19 protein-coding genes and 1 riboswitch are annotated in these 21,031 nt (G+C 62.3%); of the genes, 8 read left to right on the top strand and 11 right to left on the bottom strand.

Going from position 1 to position 21,031, the window contains the following annotated elements; all coding sequences use genetic code 11:
* Positions 1-12: 12 nt before the first annotated feature.
* Together moaD and moaA are read right to left on the bottom strand one after the other, a co-directional pair.
* The gene (gene moaD / locus AC1DKD_RS15675; RefSeq protein WP_441625059.1) at positions 13-270 is read right to left on the bottom strand and encodes a molybdopterin converting factor subunit 1; all 258 of its coding nucleotides are present in this window, start codon (positions 268-270) and stop codon (positions 13-15) included.
* On the bottom strand, positions 267-1,352 hold the full coding sequence (moaA, locus tag AC1DKD_RS15670; protein ID WP_477143436.1) for a GTP 3',8-cyclase MoaA: 1,086 nt from the start codon (positions 1,350-1,352) through the stop codon (positions 267-269). The genes moaD and moaA overlap by 4 nt, the downstream gene beginning before the upstream one ends.
* A 592-nt stretch (positions 1,353-1,944) precedes the next feature.
* Between moaA and AC1DKD_RS15665 the strand changes: the two genes are divergently transcribed.
* From AC1DKD_RS15665 to AC1DKD_RS15655, 3 genes are all read left to right on the top strand, one after another.
* A complete protein-coding gene (locus AC1DKD_RS15665) occupies positions 1,945-2,685 on the top strand; it encodes an EAL domain-containing protein (RefSeq protein WP_477115090.1) in 741 nt (246 codons plus the stop codon).
* Between the two features lie 268 nt (positions 2,686-2,953).
* Positions 2,954-3,727 (top strand): helix-turn-helix transcriptional regulator, encoded by a 774-nt coding sequence (locus tag AC1DKD_RS15660; RefSeq protein ID WP_441625063.1) that lies wholly within the window; start codon positions 2,954-2,956, stop codon positions 3,725-3,727.
* 231 nt (positions 3,728-3,958) lie between these two features.
* On the top strand, positions 3,959-4,447 hold the full coding sequence (locus AC1DKD_RS15655) for a nitrate reductase associated protein (protein ID WP_477143433.1): 489 nt from the start codon (positions 3,959-3,961) through the stop codon (positions 4,445-4,447).
* A 37-nt stretch (positions 4,448-4,484) separates the two neighbouring features.
* Here AC1DKD_RS15655 and AC1DKD_RS15650 read toward each other — a convergent pair whose 3' ends face one another.
* The gene (locus AC1DKD_RS15650; RefSeq protein ID WP_441625067.1) at positions 4,485-4,841 is read right to left on the bottom strand and encodes a hypothetical protein; all 357 of its coding nucleotides are present in this window, start codon (positions 4,839-4,841) and stop codon (positions 4,485-4,487) included.
* Positions 4,842-5,287: 446 nt separating this feature from the next.
* Positions 5,288-5,647 (bottom strand): hypothetical protein, encoded by a 360-nt coding sequence (locus tag AC1DKD_RS15645; protein ID WP_441625069.1) that lies wholly within the window; start codon positions 5,645-5,647, stop codon positions 5,288-5,290.
* A gap of 562 nt (positions 5,648-6,209) precedes the next feature.
* Between AC1DKD_RS15645 and AC1DKD_RS15640 the strand changes: the two genes are divergently transcribed.
* The 4 genes from AC1DKD_RS15640 to AC1DKD_RS15625 all read left to right on the top strand — a co-directional run bounded on the left by AC1DKD_RS15640 (position 6,210) and on the right by AC1DKD_RS15625 (position 10,399).
* Positions 6,210-6,527 carry an ArsR family transcriptional regulator gene (locus AC1DKD_RS15640; RefSeq protein WP_441625071.1) on the top strand — a complete coding sequence of 106 codons (318 nt, stop codon included), beginning with the start codon at positions 6,210-6,212 and terminating at the stop codon, positions 6,525-6,527.
* A 927-nt stretch (positions 6,528-7,454) separates the two neighbouring features.
* The gene (locus AC1DKD_RS15635; protein ID WP_477143432.1) at positions 7,455-8,855 is read left to right on the top strand and encodes a hypothetical protein; all 1,401 of its coding nucleotides are present in this window, start codon (positions 7,455-7,457) and stop codon (positions 8,853-8,855) included.
* Positions 8,856-9,177: 322 nt separating this feature from the next.
* Positions 9,178-9,843: a dihydrofolate reductase family protein gene (locus AC1DKD_RS15630; RefSeq protein WP_441625075.1), complete on the top strand. Its 666-nt coding sequence runs from the start codon at positions 9,178-9,180 to the stop codon at positions 9,841-9,843.
* Between the two features lie 133 nt (positions 9,844-9,976).
* Entirely contained in the window at positions 9,977-10,399 is a 423-nt protein-coding gene (locus AC1DKD_RS15625; RefSeq protein WP_441625077.1) for a VOC family protein, read from the top strand.
* Positions 10,400-10,506: 107 nt separating this feature from the next.
* Here the strand turns inward: AC1DKD_RS15625 and AC1DKD_RS15620 are convergent, their stop codons facing one another.
* Positions 10,507-11,352: a hypothetical protein gene (locus AC1DKD_RS15620; protein ID WP_441625079.1), complete on the bottom strand. Its 846-nt coding sequence runs from the start codon at positions 11,350-11,352 to the stop codon at positions 10,507-10,509.
* A gap of 255 nt (positions 11,353-11,607) precedes the next feature.
* Positions 11,608-11,761: riboswitch (FMN riboswitch) on the top strand.
* An 80-nt stretch (positions 11,762-11,841) separates the two neighbouring features.
* Here AC1DKD_RS15620 and AC1DKD_RS15615 point away from each other — a divergent pair.
* The gene (locus AC1DKD_RS15615) at positions 11,842-12,354 is read left to right on the top strand and encodes a 6,7-dimethyl-8-ribityllumazine synthase (protein WP_441625081.1); all 513 of its coding nucleotides are present in this window, start codon (positions 11,842-11,844) and stop codon (positions 12,352-12,354) included.
* 87 nt (positions 12,355-12,441) lie between these two features.
* On the opposite strand, the gene AC1DKD_RS15610 is transcribed toward AC1DKD_RS15615, so the two are convergent.
* The 6 genes from AC1DKD_RS15610 to AC1DKD_RS15585 are packed head-to-tail and all read right to left on the bottom strand — an operon-like array spanning position 12,442 to position 20,619.
* Positions 12,442-14,523 (bottom strand): 3-hydroxyacyl-CoA dehydrogenase NAD-binding domain-containing protein, encoded by a 2,082-nt coding sequence (locus AC1DKD_RS15610; RefSeq protein ID WP_477143431.1) that lies wholly within the window; start codon positions 14,521-14,523, stop codon positions 12,442-12,444.
* A gap of 58 nt (positions 14,524-14,581) precedes the next feature.
* Positions 14,582-15,784 (bottom strand): acetyl-CoA C-acyltransferase, encoded by a 1,203-nt coding sequence (locus AC1DKD_RS15605; RefSeq protein WP_441625085.1) that lies wholly within the window; start codon positions 15,782-15,784, stop codon positions 14,582-14,584.
* Positions 15,785-15,842: 58 nt separating this feature from the next.
* Positions 15,843-17,600 (bottom strand): long-chain-fatty-acid--CoA ligase, encoded by a 1,758-nt coding sequence (locus AC1DKD_RS15600; RefSeq protein ID WP_477143430.1) that lies wholly within the window; start codon positions 17,598-17,600, stop codon positions 15,843-15,845.
* A gap of 51 nt (positions 17,601-17,651) precedes the next feature.
* Positions 17,652-19,016: an MFS transporter gene (locus AC1DKD_RS15595; protein WP_441625088.1), complete on the bottom strand. Its 1,365-nt coding sequence runs from the start codon at positions 19,014-19,016 to the stop codon at positions 17,652-17,654.
* Positions 19,013-19,687 carry an alpha/beta fold hydrolase gene (locus AC1DKD_RS15590; RefSeq protein ID WP_477143429.1) on the bottom strand — a complete coding sequence of 225 codons (675 nt, stop codon included), beginning with the start codon at positions 19,685-19,687 and terminating at the stop codon, positions 19,013-19,015. The genes AC1DKD_RS15595 and AC1DKD_RS15590 overlap by 4 nt, the downstream gene beginning before the upstream one ends.
* Positions 19,684-20,619, bottom strand: a complete 936-nt coding sequence (locus AC1DKD_RS15585; RefSeq protein WP_441625092.1) for an alpha/beta fold hydrolase — start codon at positions 20,617-20,619, stop codon at positions 19,684-19,686. The genes AC1DKD_RS15590 and AC1DKD_RS15585 overlap by 4 nt, the downstream gene beginning before the upstream one ends.
* Between the last annotated feature and the right edge of the window lie 412 nt (positions 20,620-21,031).

Below are 21,031 nucleotides of genomic sequence, written 5' to 3'. Positions count from 1 at the left end.
TGCGAGAGAAATTCAGCCACCAGTAACAGGCGGGAAGAAAGCGATCTCGCTTCCGTCGAGTAGCGGGAAGGCACTATGCCGGACCGCATGGTCGACGGCTACCCGTACGGGGCGATCGTCCGAAAACGCGTCTTGAAGCGCTGGCCGTGTCTGCGCAAGCCATTGTTTGAGGCTGTCGACCGTGAGCGAATCCGCATCAACATGGACTACCTCTTCGGAGACCCCTACGGTCTCGCGGATACTTGCAAAGTACTTGATTGTTAGCCTCATCTTTTTACCTTATGCATAAGGGTTAAAGCTGACCATGGGAATACMTAGCCGCCGACCAGCGACATGCGGACAGTCGGATACGACTTCTTTCCGTTGCTGGCCAGTCTCTCGGTACGTAGCTCGGAATAACGGTCGTCTCGTCGCTCCCAGCGTGAGCGAATCGCATCACGCAGCGCCTCTGGCGAGGTGGATTCGGTGAGCCACTGCCGCAGGTCGACGCCTCGCTCAGCAAACAGACACAAGAACATCCGACCATCGGCGGAGACCCGCGCCCGCGTGCAGTCGCCACAAAACGGCTTGGAAACGCTCGAAATGAACCCCACTTCACCGCCGCCATCGGTGTACAAAAAGCGTTGCGCCGTATCGCTGCCGCGAAATCCCGGACGAGGAACCAGGGGATATGCCTGCGCAATGCGGTCCCTTACGTTTTCCGATCTCAGGACACGCTGCATGGACCATGACTCGGCACCACCCACATCCATGAACTCAATGAAGCGCGGGGTCACACCGCTATGCCGGAAGTATTTTGCCAGTGGGAGAATCTGACTATCATTGACGCCCTTTTCAATAACGGTATTGACTTTGACGGTATCGATCCCTGCGTTCCGGGCGGCCTCTATGCCGTCCAATACCTTGCCGACAGGGAAGCCGACGTCGTTCATGTGCCGGAAGACCRCGTCATCCAGGCTGTCAAGGCTGACGGTTACTCCGGCCAGGCCAGCATCCTTTAATGCCCGCGCCTTCGCAGCAAGGAGTGTGCCGTTTGTGGTCAGCACGATCTCGACGGGCCTTCCATCAGGGGTGGTAAGCCGTGCAAGCGCTTCGACGAGTTTCTCAATATCCTTGCGCAAGAGCGGTTCTCCGCCAGTTAGCCGGACCTTTTCGACGCCCAGACTGACGAACCCTTTGGCAATCGAGACCATCTGCTGGAAAGAAAGCCGGGATCCCGCCTTCAGGAAAGGATAATCCTTTGTGTAGATCTCCTTTGGCATGCAGTAGGTGCAGCGGAAATTGCACTGGTCAATCACCGATAGGCGCAGGCTCTTGAGCGGCCGTTGCAGCTGATCCAGGCAGACAGGCATGCGCGTCGATATGGCATCGAAGGCAGAGGGGCTCTCAAACAGAAAGGGATCTTGGACTCCAGCCTTAGCGTCTGTACTCACTTTAATGTCCTTTACGCCGCGCATGGCGTTGTCTTGTCAGCCGGTGATTTGCCGGGATGCATCGAAGGGGCCGGCAGGGCACTTGCGACTTCTACTTGACTGGGAGCATAGCGGTGACGGCCTGTTGGCCCCGCATACAGTGGACTACGCGTTGTAGCAGTACAGTTCCGGGCGGCTCCGCCGGTCGGATCGCTAGTGCGGGTCGGGGATGTCAGTCGCTTGCGCCGTCGCAGATGGCCGGCAGGGATGAGCGAAGAGGAGCCRGAGCCGCTTGGAGCGGCAAGCCCGATATCTCGGTGCGAAGAAGGCTGCCTAGGGTGCTCCGCACGCGGCTCTGCGTCGATTCCACCTGTCTAACCCACTACACAACGGTGTAGCTGGAGCGATTGCTGGATCGCGGTAGACTTTAAACGTCACACCTGGTCAGGCGAAGGGACAACGGATCCGCATCCCTGAAACCTCTTGTTGCAGATACCTGAATGTGATTGGCGACATTATCCGCGGAGAAAATGTGATCCGAGAGTACATCGAGGCGCGAGAAGCGCTCGCGAGCCATAAGTTCTTCTTTGACCTCCAGCCGATAGTGAGACTACCGGATGGCGGGACCTTCGGCTATGAGGCATTGCTTCGCCGCAAGACTGGAGATACGGTGCTGCGTGCCGCCGATTTCCTGGAGGTATTCGAGGCGGAGGCATTGGCCAATCAGATTCAGGCGCAAGCGCTACAGGCGCTGGATCCATACACCGTCGGTGAGCGTTGTTTCCCATTGAGTATCAATGCCACGCCCAGGCAGCTATGCAGTTCGGCCTTTCGCGAGCAGTTGCTGGAATTTGCCGCGAGGAACGATATCAAACCAAGCCTGATCGAGATCGAGGTGACGGAACGGACGCTGCTCTCTGCCATTGACGGGGCGGCGGAGGCCATGGGCCGCCTGCATCGGTGTGGCTTCAGGATTTGTATCGACGACTTCGGTGTCGGCTTCTCTTCTTTGCTATATCTAAAGCTCTTTCATTTTGATTGCATAAAGATAGATAGAGCGTTCATTGTGGATATTGTGGAGAACAAGCGAAGCCAGGATATCGTGGAAGTGATATGCGGATTGGCTGCGCGATTTGGCGCCAACGTCGTTGCGGAGGGTATCGAAACCGGTGCGCAGCGTGAGATCGTGACCGCATGTGGTGTTGGTTTCGGGCAAGGCTATTTATTCGGGAAGCCCAGGCCGCCATGCATGCTCTGGCCCGGGTTTCCATAGGCACTGGGAAGTGTCGCGTAGCCGCACGAACGGGAAGATCCGGAAGATGAACCTCGGTGCGGGTGCGGGCGTCGCACTTGCACCTTCTCTGAGAGATCGTGACGACTTCCTGTCGTGGCTCCTTGCTGGCGCCAGCTGTGCTCTTTGGGAGAGGGCTCGTCTGTAACTGATGGCGCAAGGCAACCCCTATACACTGCCTCCGGAGCCATGAAGGATGCGTATCGCGGTCCATGCGTGGAAGTTTGATTTTTTGCAGGTGCGGTAACGCTTGTTCGGACGTATGATTCATCTTAAGCAGAACTCCGTTGATGATGGTTTAGCGGATATTCACACAGAGATTCTGGCAAATATTGATCGGTCCAGTAAGATCCAGGACATTTGTGGAAACCTGGAACGTTCCACCCGTCTTCTCGGATTCACGCATTTCCACCTGCAGTACAACCTGTATGTGACGGGGAGGGAGTCTTCGGTTGGAAGCCTGACAAACCTCTCGAACGGGCGAAATCTGACTTTGCAGGATTACAGCCCGGTGCTTGCAACGCTTGCGAGCGAGGCACTCGATTCATTGGTGCCCATGCTATGGGCCGGACCTATCCAGTTGCAGAGAGAGAGCCCGGATCTCTCACTTCCGGCGGACTCGACAATGGGCGCGGCAATCATATTGGCCGTGCATACGCCACGAGGGACCGGTGGATTCCTTGCTCTGTTGAGCGCGCGGCCGCTCAATGCGGAAGGCCCGGAATTTCGCAACGCTAAACTGTACGGTCCGGCCATTGCGCAGCGTACCGTCAATTCCGTCAAGTCCATCCTGTTCTCGTCGAAGAATTTTGTAGTGGGTTTGACCGCCCGTGAGATAGAGACCCTGAGGTGGGTTGCCGCGGGGAAGACTTCCTGGGAAGCGGGGAGGCTTCTTGGCATTACAAAGCACGGCGTGTCGCACCACATGCGTAATGTGATGAGAAAGTTGGAAGTTTCGAGCAGGCTTCAGGCAGTGCAGAAGGCGATTGCGCTGGGGTTGCTCACAACACGATGGTGGGACTAGTGCCATGGGTAATCATGGACCCGGCGGGGGTCCTGCACTGCCGGCCACCTCTCGCACGGGCCGGCCAGGACGACGACGTGCGGCTCCCCGTATTTGGAAATTCCCCCGGTGTCCTATACTTTAGGCGCGCAACGGGATGTGGCTTGGACGCGGTGTTTGCCTGCGTCGTGAGATAACGGCACAGGGCGTTGGACTTTCATCTCACTGCGTTTTCAGTTTGAGGGGATCGACATGTTTCTTTATGAGAAMTTGCCATTATTTGTGTTTGAGATAGAAGCGTGCGAAAACCTCAAATACGTACCCATGTGCGTCCGGTTCAATCTGGATTTTTATGGATACACATTCTCTCTTGCGGAGTGGCAGGCCCTTCCTCTCGACGCGCGTGAGATGCTCGCGGGTTTCCCGGCGGCCACGGATGGGAAGGAGAGCGGTTTCGTGTCGGAGCTTCAGCGCCTGGTCCAGCAATATCTGAACAAGACGCCGGAGAAGTTCACGCCAGATCCGGGCTCTCCATGGCATCAGGTATCTGCGATTCCTGACGCCATCCTGACGCAATTCTCCCTGGTCGAATTGGCACCGATGACTCCCGACGTCTGGTCCGGGTTATCGCTTCTCAAGCGATATGTGCTGACAAAGTTGTCCGCGCGCGGCGTCAAGAACCACTGCTTTGTTCCTGCGCTGCTTGAGTTTGGGCTTGTCAGGTCAAAGATACCGGACTGATTGGCGCCGATTTGCCCGACGCCAGAATCACCGCTTTTCAGGCAGGCATGCTGTCTGCGGGAGCCGAACTGTGGCCCGGCGGCGCCGAGGGGCCGGTTCGATCCATTCCGGCGAGTTGGATCGAGCCTGGGAGAACGGATGCAGCATGGCTGATGTCCGCCAGGGGAGCGGGCGGGCCATTGGCACGTGCGCCGTCACTGAACGGATCGCGGGAGCGGTCGATGCGCGCACCATCGGTGAAGGGATCTCGCTTGCCCCGGTGCAAGTCATAGCCGTACTTGTCGCCGGGGAATGTGCTGTCCCTCGGCGCGGTGGCTTGAGCTGGCAAAGCAGTCATGGCGCTCGCGCACACGAGTGCGGTAGAGAGTAGCGTTTTCAGTAGCGCGGTTTGCATGGTTATCTCAATTCAATCAGGAAGAGAAAGGCAGCAGGTATGGCGACCGGTGTCTCTGACGCTCGGTGCAGATGCAGAGTCGGCATCTCGGTCTGCGGTCGCTAACCTGATGTTTTTGCAGTAGGGAGGTGGCAGCGTGTCATGCGGCCTTCTGTGGAGTGCCGGAGGCGGTTGTGCTACCTGAAAATTGGGACGGCTTTTGATTTTGATGCTGCTTGGACTGTATCGCCGCGGCGCGCGCGCGCTCGATGACGGTCCAGTCCGGACCTGCGATTGCTGACAGCGACGAGGCAAGAGCAGCAGCTCCGGCGAGTGCAAGGAATAGCGGTTTGATGCTAGGTTTCATTTTGATGCTTAGGTTTCAGTATGTATACCTGGAATCGAGGATATTGGCTTTGCGAGCAATTCGCCAATATGACTTCCGATGAAGTGACAGCCCGTTACTGTCAGGCAGCCTGCTCGCTATTGTCGGATGCGTTTGCCGGAGGTGCCGAGACACCGGTGCGGTCACGACCGGCGACGCTAAAGGTCTTGTCGGAGGTGTTCACGGCCTGGCTGCGGGCGCCATCGGTATAGGGGTCACGGGCAGTACCGATCCTGGCTCCGTCGGTATAGGGATCGCGGGCGTCGTCAACCCGGGCGCCGTCGGTGTACGGGTCACGAGTGCCTACATGCAGGTTGTAGCCGGATTCATCTCCGGAAAAGGTACTGTCCTTCACGGTAACGGCGCCTGCCTGGGCCATCGAAAGGAGTGCCGTGCCAAGAATGGTGGCGGAAAAAAGCGTCTTGATCAGTTTGTTGCTCATGGTATTGCCCTCTATCTGTTTTTTAAAAGAAACGTATCGGAAAGGCRCATCCCATGTGGCTTGCTTGATCGGGACACCGTTTGTTCTTGCGCTTTCCGTGGACTGAATATTAGTAGGCGCGGAAGCTTGTCAACGCGTACACCTTGCCCGAAGAAAAAGAAGCACAGTCCTCTGGAATGAGGCCAAGGCCCATGGAGGGGCGACTGCTAGCGCACGCGCGGGGGCGCGGCATGACGATCGGCGGGACTTTGGCATCGGGCGGAGTGCCACGTGCCCCCGTTTGGTCGCATCCGTGTCAATGCAATCGTGAAGGTCGCCAGGGGATATCTTGATCTGCTTGAGGATCGCTTGGACTGTGCCGATGCAGAAGCTGACTAGCTACTAGCTACTAGCCGGAAGTGCGGTTGGGGGCATATCATGGGTCGCGCTCGCTAGCGAGCCTGCATTGGGCGTGCGCCATCTGTGCTCCAACGTGGCGTTAGCTTCTGTAGTCTATCCCTGCCAGTGCGGAAACTATTATCGTGAGTGGGCGCAGGTTGCGCATTGTTGAAGAGGCGAGCAGATGTCAGCGATTAAAAGAAATATCGGAGAAGATACCAATCCTATCGGGGCGGAAATTGCGGGCGATGATGTTGGCATGGATCCCATACTTGCGGAACTGCTGGCACAGCTTTGGTGTGCCGCACAGGGTGCTCCTGAAAAGCGGTGGTCGTTGGCGAAACTAAGCAAACAAAGCGGGATGCAGATGAGTACGCTTCGTCGGTATCTCACCGAGCTCTCAGCTGCGGGCATTGTTGATGTGCTGGTTCGCGAAGACGGAACCGGTATTGCAAGCCTCACTGGCAGCGGGAAGGAACTGTGCGCATTGGCCTTCATGTAGCTTGGGAGGGCAGGCGCCGTCTGAGCCGAGGTTGTTCGAGGCTGTAGGGCGGTGATCGGGACGATAGCCCATGCAGCATCAAGACGGCCTGGCGCTGACATCCTGCTGCAAAAAGCACCGAGCCGGCGAATTGTTCGCCACGCTGCGCGGCAGCATCCTTTTCGTCCCTCATGCTTGACTAAGCATATAGAGCATCCCCCACGTAAGTGGGGACTCCGCAACCGAATTCGGCTTTGCCCCGGCTCCAATTTGGGATAACGTTGTAGAGACAGGTAAAACAGCACCGCGCAACTCGGCGCGCCCCGGCGGCGGCCCTGCGGTAGCCTGTTGATACCATTGCCGCTTGATCGCTCAGGTCCGCAGTTCACACGTCACGTTCCGGGGGGAAATCGTGTGCGCAAGCTACTGACGCAATTGCTGCGTCCGTTCGGACGCATCAGTACGACCGCCATTGCACCTGGCGCGCCGCCGCTTGGCCTGCTTAGCACGATCGTCGTGCATTCGCTCTACACAGACTTGCTGGAAAGCATGCGCGCCCGCGATTCAAGAGCGGCACCGACGATATCGTCCAGCAGATCGATACGCGTTCCGGCTCTACACCGACGTCCCGCGCAAGGAGGCAACTCAGCCGTTCGGAGGGCTGCGTTGGCTCACTATTCTCTCCGCCGACGTCCGGGCCATGGCGCGCCCGCAACACTACCTGAAGGGTGCGGTGCCTGCGGCCGGGCTGATCAATACCACGCTGTTGGGGCCCCGCCCACTGGCACCCACTTTTAGCGATGGCCGGGCGTGCGTGCAGAGGCTGCGGGATCGGTTGAGAAGTGCCGAGCCGACTGACTGACTGACTGACTGACTGACTGACCATAGGCGCTTTCGTGGCACCCCGCCCACGCCCGGGCGGGGCGCCGTTCTGCCGGAGACGATGCGATGATAGATGCATTGCTGTTCAGCAAGCCGTTTACTTTCCTGGCCTGTCCACCGATAGCGGAACTCAAGGAAGCCATCGATGCGCTTAACGCGCTGCCGGGACATTCGCGCTGGCTCAATGACGAAGACACCATCCGTCGCGTTCATGTGCCTGCCTTTGTCGAGCAGAGCCGCCAGGCCCTGGAGGCGCTTGTTCCCGGCAGATCCCTCATGGTCGATAGCCTCTCCGAACGGATTCGGCACGCACCGCGCGTGCTACAAGAGTTGCGCGAGCACGGCCCCGAGGTGGCAGCTGCCGCTCACTCCTACTTCTACTGGCGCTACTCGGCCGACGTGCTCGGACGGGCGCAGGGCATTCCGCGCAGTGCGCTGGAGCGTCAGTTTGGCAGGGTGGCGGCTCGCGATGGGTCGCACAAGATCATCTGGGACTGTCCATGTTGCGATCAGCCGGCGCGATACCAGGTTGATGGGCTACTTGCCATCCAGCGCCCGTCGCGCCAGGGCGGCTTTGCGCTCGAATGCGATCATTGCGGGCATCAGGAACGGGTGTATGCCGGATTTCTGCATTACGGGCGTCTCCAGTGCCAATGCGCCGCGTGCAAGARCTATGTTGGCATTCTTGCGTATGACATGGCCAGGGCCGCGCGAAAGCTTGCTGAGAATATCGAGAACTACGCCTGGATCCAAGCCGCCGAGACCCTTGCCGAGATCGAGGAATACAAGGACGAGTCCCTGCAGATTCTCTACCGCCGGGCTAGCCCGTCACGCAATGCCGGTTCCTTCGCAGTGGAAGTCACGTCTGGCAGGCACGAATCGATGGCCGCCATTCTAGCGAGCCTGGACCCTGGCCTGGAAGGCAGCATTGAGAAGAATCCCAGGGGCTGGGCATTGCTGTGCGAACTGCTGCGCGAAGGCGTGGTTGACGCGGAATGCCTGATCTACCAGGAAGCCGACCGCGAGCGCGTCGCGCTGCAGCTCTCACTGCTGGAAGAGCCTTCCCCCACAACGGAGGGATTGCCGCAGAAAAATCTTGAAACTGTGCTGCAAGGATATCAGCCCGCATCTCGCGAGTCCTTCGTGGCATGGCTGAAAGCAAGCATGCAATTGGGGCTTTTCACCAGCAAATTCTGTACTGCGGTGGAGGTCACCTGGAGACCCAATGTGCAGCGCTGCGAACTCGTTGCCAGCAACCAGGGCGGCCAGCCCCGCGAGCTTCCGGACGATGCGACGCCGAGATCGGCCGCAACCTTCGCAGCGTCTTCGAAACGAGCGCCTCACGCCGACGCCGAAATCGAAGCGGTGACGCTACTGAGATCACTGGGGTACATCATTGTGGCGCCTGCGGTAATCGAAGCGCATGGCTACTCCAGGCTGGAGGAATGCACGCCACTCAACAAGTAGCCCCGCGTAGCATGCCTTCTGCTGCCAATTCTCATTGGAGGCCGGGAGCCAAACAACATCGTCGACCAGGATCATCGGGCCGGCAAGCGCGCCACCCGGCCGATACGTTTTAGCTTCCGCATATATCGGCAGAAAACGGGGCAATGCCGCTGTGCGATGCGAGGGGTGATAAGGAACACGGAGGGAGACGATATTCTTCATGTCGCCTGTCGATACCGCGTGTCCTCGATCGTCTAAGCTTTGATGCGGCGCGCGTTGCGATCCGCAGGCCGGGCCGGAGCGCTGGTCCGCCAAAAGACATGGCATTCACGGAGAGGCACGTATGTCCAGGTTACGAGTTCACTGCTTTTCGGTTTCCATTGATGGCTACGGCGCCGGCCCAAGCCAGAGCCTGGCGGATCCGCTTGGCGTGGGAGGCACTGCGTTGCATGAATGGGCCATCGCCACGCGCACGTTCCGGCACATGTTCGGCGGCGATGGCGGTACGACGGGCGTGGATGACGATTTCGCGGCGCGCGGATTCAGCAACGTCGGTGCCTGGATTATCGGTCGCAATATGTTCGGTCCTGTCCGTGGTCCATGGCCCGACGATCTCTGGAAAGGATGGTGGGGACCCAATCCGCCTTACCACACCGAGGTCTTCGTGTTGACCCACCATCCCCGCAAATCGGTCTCGATGGACGGCGGCACAACCTTTCATTTCGTCACCGAAGGTATCCATGATGCGCTGAAGCAGGCGAGGGATGCGGCACGCGGGCGAGACGTACGGCTTGGCGGAGGCGTAGCGAGCGTGCGGCAGTATCTGCGCGCCGGCCTGGTGGATGAGCTGCACCTGGCCATGGTGCCGGCCGTGCTGGGCGCCGGAGAGCCCCTGCTGACCGGTATCGATCTCAAAGGCCTGGGCTACGAATGCACCGAGCATGTGGGAACGCCGGTGGCGATGCATGCCGTTCTGACGCGGCGGGCCGCCGCGGCACCCGCGGCGTGACCGGATCAACGTCCGGGAAGTTTGTAACAAGAGGGCAAGTCCTGTCGATCCGCGGGCTGTCCACGCGTCGTGCCAGTGCGGGGACGACCGGTTCGGCCCTGTGATCGCCAAGCTAACAGCGAAAGGACTCCATATGACCCAAGCCATCGCATACCTCGCCTTCAACGGCAATTGCGCCGAAGCCATGCGCTTTTACGAGCAAGCCCTCCGTGGCAAGCTCGAAGTGCTGATGAGTGGCGCTGACTCACCCATGGCCGACCAGATCCCGAAGGAGTTCGCCCATCGCATCCTGCATGCACGGCTCGTGCTGCCTGGCGGTGGCACGCTTTTCGGGGGAGATTGCCCGGCGCACCTGCCCTATGAGGGCATCAAAGGGGTGTCCATCGCGGTCGACTATGCGACCACCGCGGAAGCGGAGCAGGTCTTTGCTGCCCTCGCCAGCGGCGGCCAGGTGACCATGCCCATGCAGCCGGCCTTCTGGGCCAGGCGCTGGGGCATGCTGACCGACAAGTTCGGCACCCCGTGGATCGTCAATGGTGAACCGCTGCCAGTCTGAGGTGGCTGACGAAGCACAGGGCGTGTGTATGTGCCAATGGCGCGCGTGGCTTGCGGGTTTGCGCGCGTCATGAGCCTGCTTCCACTTGCCCCGGCACGCATGGCTTCCTATGCCGGCACCAGCGCCAGGAGCAGAAGCAGCAAATTGAGGGCGATCAGCGCAAACAGGACGAGTCTGGCCGCCGGTACGGGCGCGTGCGGTGCGTGGTCTCTCGGGAAGCCGCCGTGCCGTTTGCGCGTCCGCCGGTAGGCCAGGCCCACACCGATCACGCCAGCGCAAGCCAGCGCGCCAAACGAGCCCCTGGCGACGGGAGATGGCTTGCTTGCGACCGGCATCACCGGAGGCTTCACCGGCAAATTCCGCAGCGAAGTGTCGGTCGTGGGGGCGCGTACGGCCTGTTCCGTGCTGCGTTGCGTCACGTTCAGCGGAGCTTGCGCTTGCGAATTCTGCCTGGGCGGCAAAGACACAACGACTTCGCCACGCCTTGGCTTGCCGCGAGCCTCGATATTCTGCGGCTTTTCCGCAAGCGGCATGGCGACGCGCTCCTTCGGTTGAGCGCCGACTCGCGTGGACTTTCTCTGCGCGGCGTACCTGTGCCATTGCGCGAAGACATCGTCCATGCAGGTCACCGAGTCGCAGGCGTCGCGCTTTTTGCGCCACGCAACAATATCCGCTTGGCGAATCGCGCCATGCCGCAGCAGCCTCTGCTGCTCGGCGTAGATGCGGTCGTATCCTATGGAGAGGAGTGCGTAATCGCAGATCAGGGAATCCGCGGGCGGGCGGCGATTGCCCGTTTGCTTGGCGCATGGCTGCCCGCCTGCCACCGTGTCTTCGCAGCTGGCCGAGGCTCCCCGGCGGGCTGCCTTGCAAACGATGTCAGACGCCTGCGCGCCTTCAGTGGAGCAAAGACCCAATGCGACGAGGATGGCCAGGCGGCTCATGATCCTGTTCATCGTGTCTCCTCATGGAAGTGGCGACTTCGCCTCTGAGGTTCAACCTGGATGAGATTTGCATTGTGCGACAACTTCACGGCCGCTGCACGTGCGGTGCCACACGTTCTCCGCGACGGTCGGGCGCCTCATCCCGGTGGTGCCGTCGGCTCGATTGGCGCCCATACCTTCCATGGCGTCCGGACTAGTCCGTTCTGGCCAAAACCCGATCCGCATTCCCGGCGTATAATCGCCTGCGCTGCGGGCCAAGGCCCGCAGCAGCGTTCTCAGGGCGGGGTGAAAGTCCCCACCGGCGGTGATGGCGATTGATTCGCATAAGCCCGCGAGCGCCCGGCTTCCCCAAGGCCGGGGTCAGCAGATTCGGTGTGATTCCGAAGCCGACGGTCATAGTCCGGATGAAAGAGAATCGCGACGTTCATGCCTCTGCCCGGAAGCGGCGGGGGCGCGGGCTCGTGYGCCCTGATTCTGGTAACCCCTGCTAAAAGGCAACCCATGAATCAGCCCTACTCCTCGTTTCAACAATCCGCTGCCGGCCTGCCGGACCCGCGGCACACTCCCGCTGCCAACCGCTTTGCGTTTATCCATGCCCAGTGGCATGCCGATATCGTCCATCGCGCACGCGACGCCTTCCTCGCGGAAATGGCCGCGCAAGGCATTTCCCGCGATGTGATCGATGTGTTCGAAGTCCCCGGTGCATTCGAGATTCCCTTGCACGCCAGCAAACTGGCCGCTACCGGGCGATACGCTGCGATCGTGGCGAGCGCCTTTGTGGTCGATGGCGGCATCTACCGCCATGAGTTCGTTGCCGATGCCGTCATCGGCGGACTGATGCGCGTGCAGCTGGACACAGAAGTGCCGGTCCTGTCGGCGGTGCTTACGCCGAAGGATTTTCACGAACACGAAGAGCATCGCCGCTTCTTCAGCGAACATTTCGTAGTGAAAGGCAAGGAAGCGGCCCAGGCCTGCGTCAAGACCGTTGAAAGCCTTGGCAAGCTGGTAGCCTAACTGCGCACATGACTTTGCCCGGCCAGCACGGCGGCGCCGCGCTGGCCGGGCAATGACATCACCGGGTAGCACCCGGCCGGCCCGCTTTTACTTCAGGTCGCTGAATGTCTTCCCCTGCGCGGCCAGGTCCACCAACAGTTTCGCCGGCCTGAAATCCGGGCCAAGTGTGGATTCGAAGCGCCTCAGCGTGGCCAGTACCTTGTCCAGGCCAATGGTGTCGGCATAGCACATCGGACCGCCGCGATACACTGGCCAGCCATATCCRTTGACCCACACCACGTCGATGTCCGACGCGCGGATGGCCTTGCCTTCCTCAAGGATCTTCGCGCCTTCGTTGATCATCGTGTAGACACAGCGCTCGAGGATTTCCTGCTCCGAGACGACGCGGCTCGTCTTCCCCTGTTTGGCGGCGAAGTCGCGGATGATCTGCTCGACCACGGGCGAGGGTTTCGCGTTGCGCTTCTCGTCGTAGTCGTAATAGCCCGCGCCGGTTTTCTGGCCGCGGCGGTCCATCTCGCACAGGATTTCACGCAGCGTCGAGCTGCTGCTCTTCTCACGGATCCAGCCGAGGTCCAGGCCGGCCAGGTCGCTCATGGCGAACGGGCCCATCGGGAAGCCGAAGTTGTAGAGCACGCGGTCGATATCCCACGGCAGCGCGCCTTCCAGCACCAGCTTCTGCGCTTCGCGCTGACGCTGCGCGAGCATGCGGTTGCCGACGAAGCCCGGGCAGACGCCGACCAGCGCGGCGATCTTGCCGATCTTGCGCGCCAGTTCCATGGACGTACGGATCACGGGCCTGGACGTCTTGTCCCCGCGCACCACTTCCAGCAGCTTCATGACGTTGGCCGGCGAGAAGAAATGCAGGCCGATCACGSATTCCGGGCGCGACGTGGCGCAGGCGATCTCGTTGACGTCGAGCGCGGACGTGTTGGTGGCAAGGATCGCGCCGGGTTTGGCGATCTTGTCGAGCTTGCCGAAGATGTCCTTCTTCACGTCCATGTTTTCATAGACGGCTTCGATCACCAGGTCGGCGTCGGCCAGCTGGCCTAGATCTAGCGTGGGGGTCAGCAGCGCCATGCGCTTGTCCACATCGGCGGCCGTGATGCGGCCCTTCTTTGCCGTGTTGTCGTAATTGGCGCGGATGGTGCGCACGCCGCGATCGAGTGCTTCCTGCGCGGTTTCCACGATGACGACGGGAATACCGGCGTTGAGCATGTTCATGGCAATGCCGCCACCCATGGTGCCGGCGCCGATGATGCCGACCGTCTTCACGTCGATGGTGGGGGTATCCGCGGGGATATCCGGCAGGTTCCAGACCTGGCGCGAGGCGAAGAAGTAGTAGCGCTGCGCGGCCGATTGCGTGCCGTTCATCAGTTCGAGGAAGAGCTTGCGCTCCACCTTCATGCCTTCGTCGAACGGCAGGTTGACCGCGGCCTCGATGCAGCGGATGTTGTACTCGGGCGCTTCGAACCCGCGGAACTTGCGGGCGTTGGCCTTGCGGAACTCGGCGAACAGCTCGGGCCTGCCGCGCGCGGCTTCCACTTTCTCATTGAGGTCGCGCACCTTGCGCAGCGGCCTTTGCTCGGCGTTGATGCGCCTGACGAAGGCAATGGCGTCGGCGCGCAGCGCGGCGTCGTCCGTGACCAGGTCGAACAGCCCCATCTCGGCAGCCGCGGCGGCCCCGACGTGCATGCCGGACGTCACCATCTCCAGCGCCTTGGCGGGTCCGACGATGCGGGGCAGGCGCTGGGTGCCGCCGGCGCCGGGCAGCAGCCCCAGATTGACTTCGGGCAGGCCGCATCTGGCGGACCTGGCGGCCACGCGGTAGTGGCAGACCAGCGCGACTTCCAGCCCGCCGCCGAGCGCGGTGCCGTGGATAGCCGCGACCACGGGCTTGGGCGAGTTCTCGATCGCGGCCTGCACGTCGGCCAGCGACGGGCCGGACGGCGGCTTGCCGAACTCGGTGATGTCCGCGCCGGCGATAAAGGTCTTGCCGGCGCAGGTAAGGACAATGCCCTTGACCTTGCTGTCGGCGATGGCAAGCTCGACGCCCTCCAGGATGCCGGTGCGCACGGCAGCCGACAAGGCGTTGACCGGAGGGGAGTTGAGCGTGAGGACGGCGATGTCGCCTTCAATGGTGAGATCGGCGACGGCGTTGACGGCTGTCATGTGGGTTGGCTCCAATTGGTCTGCGTAGGTGACTTGATACCGGTGGCTACCGCCGTCCCTAGAAGATTTCGAACAGGCCGGCGGCGCCCATGCCGCCGCCGATGCACATCGTCACCACGCCGAACTTCGCGCCGCGGCGCTTGCCTTCCAGCAGCAGGTGGCCGCTCATGCGCGCGCCGGACATGCCATAGGGATGGCCGATGGAGATCGCGCCGCCCGATACGTTCAGGCGCTCGTCCGGAATGCCAAGCGTATCGCGGATATGCAGTACCTGGCTGGCAAAGGCTTCGTTCAGTTCCCAGATGCCGATGTCGCCCATGGACAGGCCGTGCTGTTTGAGCAGCTTGGGGATCGCGAAGACCGGGCCAATGCCCATCTCGTCCGGATCGCAGCCGGCCACGGCCATGCCGCGATAGGCGCCCAGCGGCTGCAGGCCACGGCGTTCCGCTTCCTTCGCTTCCATCAGCACCATGGCCGATGCGCCGTCGGACAGCTGCGACGCGTTGCCGGCGGTGATAAATGCGCCTTCCGCGACGCGCTGCCCGTTCTTGAACACGGGCTTGAGCGCCTGCAGGTCGGCCAGCGTGGTACCTGGGCGATTGCCTTCATCCCTGGCGAGCGTGACCTGCTTCTCGCTGACCGCGCCGGTCGCCTTGTCCGTGACCAGCATCGTCGCCGTCATCGGCACGATCTCGGCGTCGAAGCGGCCGGCTTCCTGGGCTGCGGCCGTGCGTTGCTGCGATTGCAGGGAATAGGCATCCTGGGCCTCCCGGCTTACGCCATAGCGTTGCGCCACGATCTCGGCGGTTTCCAGCATCGTCATGTAGATCTGCGGCAGCGTCTGGACCAGTTGCGGATCCTGCGCCCGGTAGCGATTGATCTTGTCGTTCTGCACCAGCGAGATCGATTCCAGCCCGCCGCCCACCGTCACCTGCATGCCGTCGACGATGATCTGCTTGGCCGCGGTGGCGATTGCCATCAGCCCGGATGCGCACTGCCGGTCCATCGACATGCCCGGCACGGTGACGGGAAGGCCGGCGCGCAACAGTGCCTGGCGCGCGATGTTGCCGCCCGTCGAGCCTTGCTGGACCGCGCAGCCCAGGACCACGTCGGCAACCTCGGCCGGGTCGATGCCGGCGCGCCGCACGGCATGCGAGATGGCGTGGGCGCCAAGCTCCTGCGCCTGGGTGTTGTTGAATGCGCCGCGATGGGCTTTGCCGATCGGCGTACGCGCGGTGGATACGATGACTGCTTCACGCATTTGAAGTCTCCTGTGCGTTGAGGTCTGGGAATGCATTATTTAATGCACTATTCAATGCTCATTCATGACGATGGGACACATCCCTGGCGATGGCGAGGAATCTCTCCAGGTCGTCGCGGATCTGCTTCTTGTTGTACTTGCCTACGCTGGTCTTCGGGATGTCCCGCGTGATGGCCACCAGCTTGGGCAACATCCACCTGGTGATCTTTCCGGTAGCAACGCCATGCACCTTCAGGAACTCGATGACGCTGTCCTCGGTGGCCTCGTAGCCCGCGCGCACGCTGACCAGCGCCATGGGCTTCTCGCCCCATAGCGGATCGGGCACGCCGACCACCGTGGCCTCGTGGACGAAGTCCGCCATCGCGATCAGGTTTTCCAGCAGCACCGTGGGCACCATCTCCGCGCCGCTGCGGATCACGTCCTTCATGCGGTCGGCGATGGTGATATAGCCTTCGGCATCCACCTTGGCGATGTYGCCGGTGTGCAGCCAGCCGTTCTGCCAGAGCTCGGCGCTCTTCTCGGGATTGCGGTAGTACTGCTCGGTCGTCCAGGGCGCGCGCACGACGATCTCGCCGACGGTCTGGTCGTCCTGCGGCACCGGCTTGCCTTGTTCGTCCACGACCTCCACCTCCACGCCGAGGATCGGCAGGCCGGACTTGACGAGCACGGCATCGGTCTCGTCGCGGTCCAGGTGGAGCATGGTCTTCTTGATGAACGAGCCGACGATGGTGGGCGCGGTCTCCGTCATGCCGTAGCCGGAGCTCATGCGGAAGGTGGGGATCAGGGCTTCCAGCTTGCGCTTGAGTCCGAGCGGCAGCGCGCCGCCGCCAACGCTGACGCGCACCAGGCTGCTGAGGTCGTATTTGCCGAGGTCGGGATACTCGAGCAGCATGGCCGCGATGGTCGCGACAATGCCGACCGAAGTCACTTTCTCGCGTTCCACCAGCTCGCAGAAGCCCTGCACGGTGAAGGTGCCGTGCAGCACGATCTTCTGCGCGCTGTAGACCGCGACGAACGGCTGGCCCCAGCCGTGGATGTGGAACATCGGCGTGTTCAGCAGCGGCACCGCGCCTTCGCCCAGGCGCGTGCCCAGGCCATCGGCGATATCGTGGTCCGGCGTGTTGCCGATGGCGAGCTGCGCCATCATGTGGATCGTCAGCAGGTACAACTGGCGGTGCGTAAACGTCGCGCCTTTCGGCTGTCCGGTGGTGCCGGTGGTATAGCACAGCGTGGCGTTGACGTCCTCGTGCAGCGCGGGCCAGTCGAAGGTATCGGCCTGGCGGGCGAGCAGCGTCTCGTACTGGATGATGCCGGGGATCCGTGTCTGCGGCAGCCCCGGCTTGTCCGACATATAGACCACCGTCTCGACTACGTCCCGGATCTGGTCGTAGATGCCCTCCAGCAAGGGCATCAGCGTGTCGTCGACAAAGAGGATCTTGTCGCCCGCGTGCCGGATCGTGTAGATGATGTGCTGCGGCGAGAGCCGGACATTGATCGGGTGCAGCGTGGCACCGATGCCCGTCACGCCGTAGTACAGCTCCAGGTGGCGATGCGTGTTGAGCGCCATCGTTGCGATGCGGTCGCCGGGCTCGCCGGGCGTGCCGGCCCGCGCCTTCAGTTCGCCGCTCAGTCCGTTGGCAAGCTGTGCCACGCGGCGGTACCACTGCATCCAGGTAAAGCGGAAGTACTCCCCGGTGGCCGGGTTGCGGTAGACAACGCCGGTTTCGTTGGGGTACATCCGCACCGGCCGCTTCATGATGGTCGTGAGCAGAAGCGGGTAGTGGGTGCTGAACTCCGGATAGGTTCTGAATTCCATCTTGTCTCCTGGCGATCTCTGCGATCCTGGTGATCCTGAGGCGATATCCCGCTACACACTCCCCTCGCGCGCGGGCCGCGGCCGGCGGCGCGGCTCTTCCACCCGCAGGGCAAGCGCGAAAGCAATGCCCATGACGGCGATGGCGGCAACGAATACGAGCGAGAAGCGCACGCCCTGTGCCAGCAGCCCGCCGAGGACCGGGCCGCATGCCATCATGGTGTAGGTGGCGGTGTCGGAGACGGCCAGCAGCATGGGGCGGTCGCGCCGGTTGCCGAACTCCAGGGCGAAATTGTCCGCGGACAGGAAGTAGCCACCGAAGCCCGCGCCCAGTCCGCAGAAAACCAGCAGGAATGCGCCCAGCCCATCACAGAGCAGCAGCGCGGCGGTCGACACGGCCCAGAGGCCGATGCTGCCCAGGAAAACCAGGCGATAGCCGTAGCGGTCGGCGATGCGGCCCCAGGCGAGGTTGCTGGTGGTCTGCGCCAGCAGATAGGCAATGCTCAGGTAGCCCAGCGTGGCGCCGGACAGCGGGAGGTGGCTGCCGACGTAGATGGCGTAGAACGGCACCGCCATCATGCTGAACGCCACCAGCGCCCGGGCGACGAAGAAGCGCACATAGTGCTTGTCCGCGCGCAACAGGGCAGGAACTTCGCGGATGCGCTGGCGAAAGCCGGACTGCGACCGTACATCGTGCAATACCGGCTCGCGCATCCGCGTCAGCGCGGAGATGCCCAGGCTGGTGAGGACGAACGCCGCCAGGAAGGTGGTGGCATAGCCATTGCCGAACACATTGCCGCCAACGAGGAAGCGCCCGCCGAGATAAGCCACCGCCGCCGCGATCAGGCCGCCGAGGAAATTGCGGAGCGCGCTCAGCATGCCCCGGCGCTCCAGCGGGATGATCTTCGAGGTCAGGTAATTGAAGGTGACGTTCTGGACGCCGTTGAACAGGCCGAACAGCAGCAGGAACACGGCGGCGGCCGTCAGCGCGCCGTCACCGGACAGCAGGAAGGCGGACAGGCCCAGGCCGAGGATCTGCAGGCGGACCAGCCATCCCACCAGGTAGATCAGTGGCATCACGCGCTGGCGATGCTCGATCTGCGTCGCGCCCCAGATGGAGGACATCGCCATGCCCGCGTACTGCGCGGACAGCACGCATCCCACCACCAGCTTGGAGCCGGACAGCAGGTAGATGTACGCCGGCACGAAGGTGGGGGCGGTCACCAGCCGGAATCCGGTCATGCCCAGCATGCCGTGGATCAGGTAGGCCTGGGCGTTGCGCGGCAGGTGCTGTTGCACGTGGGTGCGGAAATGGTGTTCCGCCAGTTCATGCTGCGCGCCGGGGGTGTGCGTTTCATGCAGGGCCGCTCCGGCGCCTACGGCCACCGGCACGGCTTCCGACGCGCATTCCGCTTTCATGYCGGCGAGCCTCCACGCGTGGCCGCCAGCGATGCATATCGATGTAGCGCCTGGTCCAGTTCCACCGGCTCCAGCGAAAGCAGCTCGGTCACCGCCTTCAGCCAGTCCGGGCGCTCACGGGTACAGACCGAGATCGGCTGCGGCGTCTCCGAGTGTTGCGACGCCAGCATCGCGTAGTTGGCGGCATAGCTGGGCGGGCGCACGTCGGTGGCCAGGTCGGCAATGGCGTAAGGGTCTGGCGGACCGGTTCGCGTGGTGTCGACCACCGGGATATACGGATTGCGCGCGGCGGTGCCGCCACCGGCAAGCCCGGGACCGTCGCGCAGGATGGCGCCGCGCACCTGGTCCGGCCGCGCGCCGGCGAGCAGCAAGGCGATATAGCCGCCGAGACCGCGTCCGGCCACGGTCGACGGGCCCAGGTGCTCCAGTGCGATATCCGCGTCCGCCATCAGGAACTCGCAACTGTAGCCGCCGCCACGCGGTATGTCTGACAGCCCGTGGCCCGTGAAATCCAGCGCGTGTACCGGGCCGGGCCATGCCGCGTACTCCGGCGGCAGAGCCTGCGGTGCGCGTTCGCCCAGTCCGTGCAGCAGCAGCAGCGCGGGACCGCTGCCGGACTTGAGCGGATGCAGGGCGAGGCGCAGGCGGTTGTGGCGCAGGTAGACGGTCATGAGCGTAGAAAGCGCAGGATGAGGTCCGCGGTCTCGCGCGGTTGCTCGATATGGATGAAGTGCCCGGTGTCGCGCATCACATGGACCTGGGTCGTGGGCGGGAAATACGGCGCCAGGTCGGCGGCGGTGGCGTCCCATCCCATGGGTTCGCGTTCGGTGCCGAAAATGGCCAGCATGGGAATGGGGAAGCCGGGCAGGCGGTCGGTCATCCAGCGCGCCCGCATGGGGCCGAAGCCGGAGGCGCCGATCACGGGGTCGAGCTTCCAGCGCCAGCCGTCCGCATCCTGCCGCGCGCCCAGCGATGCCAGGTAGCGCAGCCATGCCAGGCTCAGCCGCGGATTCATCCGGGCACGCCGTTGCGCCAGTTCCTCCAACGTGCCGGGCTTACGCAGGAGGCTTGCGCTCTGCCTGCGCGTATCGAGCCAGCGGGTGATGATGGGCGCGGTCATCGACTTCTTCTCGCGCACGGCGCTGTCCGCGTGCGGGTTGCGGAAGGGCAGGCCGTCGATGGCCACGAAGCGGGTGAAGCGATGCGGCAGCGCCTGGATCGCGTGCACCAGCAAGGAGCCGCCCTTGCTGTGTCCGATCGCGATCAGCGGCTCGCGTGTGACCGAGTCGGCCACGGCAAGCAGGTCTCGCTCGTCGGCAACCCAGCTATACAGGTCGGCATGCTCGGAATCTCCGTGGCCGCGCTGGTCGTAGGACACCACGCGGTAGCCGCCATCGGCCAGCAGCGGCGCGAAGGCGTCGAAGGTCCGCGCGAAATCCAGGGCGCCATGCACCAGCAGGATGGGCGTGGCGTCGGGCTCGCCCCATTCATGGACAGCGATGCGGATGCCGTCGGCATTGACGGCGCGCGTGCGGTCCGGTGCGCGGGTGCCAGGGAAGGCCGGGACGGCACAGCGCGCCGCGCCGATGGCTTCACCCTCCATTGTTGTCTCCTCGTTACGCGCCACGGAAAAGGCCAGTGTGTTGCTTTTGGCGGTTTCGTGTTTGCGGTATGTTTTTTGGGAATCCTATCACACTGTCTGTGAATACTAGTGCGGCCGTTTTTTGCGTCACGTGGCAGGGGAGGCCGGACACTCCCTCCATTTTAGGAAATGGAGTATTGACGTTGCCGGGATTGACTTATATAACCAGCTAAGCCGGTATGCATGGAACGCCAGGCAGGATGTAGCAAGCCAGAATATAAAAAAGGTTCTTCAGACTTTCGTGTGGGTAGGTAGTACGCTTTCGCGCATGGCTTGGTAAGGAGGTGTGCGATGGACAGCGTGGAACTGTACCGGCAGCTGCTTGGCGTGACTGCGCCATGGACGGTGGAGCGTGTCGACCAGCGTGTCGACC

Source organism: Cupriavidus sp. 05T313, assembly GCF_056396665.1.
Note: the sequence above shows the minus strand (reverse complement) of the source record. Positions and strands in the feature narration are given on the sequence as shown.